This window comes from Rhodopseudomonas sp. BR0C11, assembly GCF_010820945.1.
Taxonomy (GTDB): domain Bacteria; phylum Pseudomonadota; class Alphaproteobacteria; order Rhizobiales; family Xanthobacteraceae; genus Rhodopseudomonas; species Rhodopseudomonas palustris_H.
Window position 1 is genome coordinate 1 of sequence record NZ_QTKI01000499.1, and the last position, 3,132, is coordinate 3,132.

Sequence of the window (3,132 nt, forward strand, 5' to 3'; positions counted from 1 at the left end):
GAGGCGCGGCGCGGGGGGGGCGAAGGACGCCAACAGGTTGTTGGCGTCGCCGGTCCAGGCGATGGTGCGTCCCTTGATCGGGCCGCGATGCTCCTCGAACGTCATCACGTCGGCCATCACCTGGCACGGATGCGACTTGCGGGTCAGGCCGTTGATCACCGGCACGGTGGCGTTGGCGGCGAGCTCCAGCAGCGCCTCGTGATTGAGGATGCGGATCATGATGATGTCGACGAAGCGCGACAGCACCCGCGCGGTGTCGGCGATGGTTTCGCCGCGGCCGAGCTGCATCTCGGCGCCGGTCAGCATGATCGACTCGCCGCCGAGCTGGCGCATGCCGACGTCGAACGACACCCGCGTCCGGGTCGACGGCTTGTCGAAGATCATCGCCAGCGTCTTGCCGGCGAGCGGCTTGTCGGCATCGGCGTTCGCCTTGCGCTTCGCCTTCATGGCGACCGCGGCGGCCAGCATGTTGCGGAGCTCGGAGGTCGGCAGCTCGGTCAGATCGAGGAAGTGCCGGGGCGTGTTGCTGGAGCTGCTCATCACACCGCCTCCTTCTGCGCCGCCTGCCCGGCAAGCGTGACGCAGGCGCGCTCCAGTCGCCCGATCGCTTCGTCGAGTTCGGCCTCGCTGACGATCAGCGGCGGCAGCAGGCGCACGACGTTGTCGCCCGCGCCGACGGTGAGCAGCTTCTCGGCCCGCAGCGCCGCGATCAGCTCGGGCGACGGCACCACCGCCTTGAGGCCGAGCAGCAAGCCTTCGCCGCGGATTTCGCTGACGACGCGCGGATGCCGATCGACGACACCGGCGAGCTTCTGTTTCAACAGCAGCGACATCTTCTTGACGTGGTCGAAGAAGCCCGGCTGCAGCATGATATCGAGCACCGCGTTGGCGGCCGCGACGGCCAGCGGATTACCGCCGAAGGTCGAGCCGTGCGCGCCCGGCGCCATGCCCTTCGCCGCCTCGGCGGTCGACAGGCAGGCGCCAATCGGAAAGCCGCCGCCGAGCGCCTTGGCCAGCGACATCAGGTCCGGCGCGACGCCGACCCGCTTATAGGCGAACAGTTCGCCGGTGCGGCCCATGCCAGTCTGGACTTCGTCGAAGATCAGCAGCAGGCCGTGCGCGTCGCACAGCTCGCGCAGGCCGCGGAAGAACGCCAGCTCCGGCGAGCGCACGCCGCCCTCGCCCTGCAGCGGCTCGATCAGGATCGCGGCGGTGGTCGGACCGATCGCGGCCTTGACCGCATCGAGATCACCGAGCGGCAACTGATCGAAACCGTCGAGCGGCCTGCCGTAGCCTTCCAGGTACTTTGCCGAGCCGGTGGCGGCGAGCGTGCCGAGCGTGCGGCCGTGGAACGCGCCTTCGAAAGTAATCACCCGGGTGCGCTCGGGCTCGCCCTTGGAGAAGTGATAGTGCCGCGCCATCTTCAGCGCGCACTCGACTGCTTCAGCACCCGAATTGCAGAAGAACACCTTGTCGGCAAAGCTCTGTTCACACAGCCGCGCCGCCAGCTTCTCGCCGTCCGGGCTCTTGAACAGGTTGGACATGTGCCACAGTTTGGTCGCCTGCTGCTGCAAGGCTTCGACCAGATGCGGATGGCAATGGCCGAGCGCGTTGACGGCGACGCCGCTGGTGAAATCGAGGTAGCGCTCGCCATCAGTTCCGTGCAGCCAGACACCTTCGCCGCGCTCGAACGCGACATCCGCTCTGGCGAAAACCGGGAGGAGATGGGACGTTGAAGCGCTCTGAGACATGGCCGATCCGATCGGAAAATAGCGGGCCGCCGGCCGGCCGCGTCACGCGCATGACACGAACGCAGTCTGGGACAACGTACCCCGGAAACGAAACGTGCCGCCTTTCCAGGCGGCACGTGGGATTATTCTAGAAGCGTCGAACTCACTGTCAACACGGAGCTTCGACGAAGTGCTGCCAGAAAGCAGCACTCGCGCTGTTTGTTGTGGCTTCGCGGACTCACTCACAGGAGAAGGTGTGGACGCACCGGGTCGGACTCTTGCGCGTGAGTCACGGCATATTGTAGCCTTTTGACTGTCGGGTACGACATCTCGTGCGCGGTTTGTAATCCATTTCGAGTTCTCGGATGAGGCGTAACGCCGGGGCGGCAAGGGTCGTCCGGCGAGCGCTAAGGGATTCTGACAGCTGAGATTTTGACGACCTCACAGCCGCGGTTCCGCGCCGCCCTTCGGCGCCCGCGGCAGGAAGGGATAGAACTATGACGGCATTGACCTGGACCGACGAGCGCGTCGAGCAGTTGAAGAAATTGTGGGAGGGCGGGCTGTCGGCGAGTCAAATTGCCGCCGAGCTTGGCAACGTCACCCGCAATGCCGTGATCGGCAAGGTCCACCGCCTCGGCCTGTCGGGCCGGGCCAAGAGCCCCACGTCGGCAGCGCCGCGGCCGCGCAAGGCGCGCCCGGTGCAGCAGATGATGAGGGTGACCCGCCCGGTGGCGCGCGGCAACACCGCACTGGCGCACGCTTTCGAAGTGGAAGCCGAGCCCGACCCGATCGCCTTCGACAACGTGGTTCCGATGAACCAGCGGCTGTCGCTGCTGGAACTCAACGAAGCCACCTGCCACTGGCCGGTCGGCGATCCGTCGAGCCCGGAATTCTTCTTCTGCGGCGGCAAGTCGCTGCCGGGCCTGCCCTACTGCGCGCATCACTCGCGCATCGCCTATCAGCCGGTCGGCGATCGCCGCCGCGCAGCTCCCAAGACCACGCGGTAATCACCGCCCGCGCAGCACAGAGCCGCTGCGCTTGGCTCGACGCATGATCGCCCGGAACCGCCGGGCGACCTCATCCAGAGCCGATCTTTCTCCTACCAAACAAACTGCAAGACTGGATCCTCCGCTGTCGCGGAGGATGGCTGGCGTTGCGCAGCCGATAAATCAGCAGCCCGCTCAGCAAGGCTGAGCAGGCTGTGAACTCATCAGTCTTGTTTAGCAGGCGAGAGCGGCTAGAGCGCTTCATCGATTGATTGAAGCGGATCGGCCCTTGCCAAGCGTCCGAAGTCCTCATCCTGAGGAGCCCGGCTTCGCCGGGCGTCTCGAAGGATGAGGAGCCACATCGCCTGCGGCGCATGGTTCGAGACGGCGCTTCGCGCCTCCTCACCATGAGGTTC

The 3,132-nt window shown here is 66.0% G+C and carries 3 protein-coding genes; 1 reads left to right on the forward strand and 2 read right to left on the reverse strand.

Annotated elements, in window-relative coordinates; translation table 11 throughout:
* Together DYI24_RS24080 and DYI24_RS24085 are read right to left on the reverse strand one after the other, a co-directional pair.
* Positions 1-540: Rossmann-fold NAD(P)-binding domain-containing protein (locus DYI24_RS24080; protein WP_502706372.1), on the reverse strand; the 540-nt coding region annotated here is incomplete at its 3' end.
* Positions 540-1,751: an aspartate aminotransferase family protein gene (locus tag DYI24_RS24085; protein ID WP_164574118.1), complete on the reverse strand. Its 1,212-nt coding sequence runs from the start codon at positions 1,749-1,751 to the stop codon at positions 540-542. The genes DYI24_RS24080 and DYI24_RS24085, both read right to left, overlap by 1 nt.
* A 476-nt stretch (positions 1,752-2,227) precedes the next feature.
* Between DYI24_RS24085 and DYI24_RS24090 the strand changes: the two genes are divergently transcribed.
* Positions 2,228-2,737 carry a GcrA family cell cycle regulator gene (locus DYI24_RS24090; RefSeq protein WP_012497883.1) on the forward strand — a complete coding sequence of 170 codons (510 nt, stop codon included), beginning with the start codon at positions 2,228-2,230 and terminating at the stop codon, positions 2,735-2,737.
* Positions 2,738-3,132: the final 395 nt, after the last annotated feature.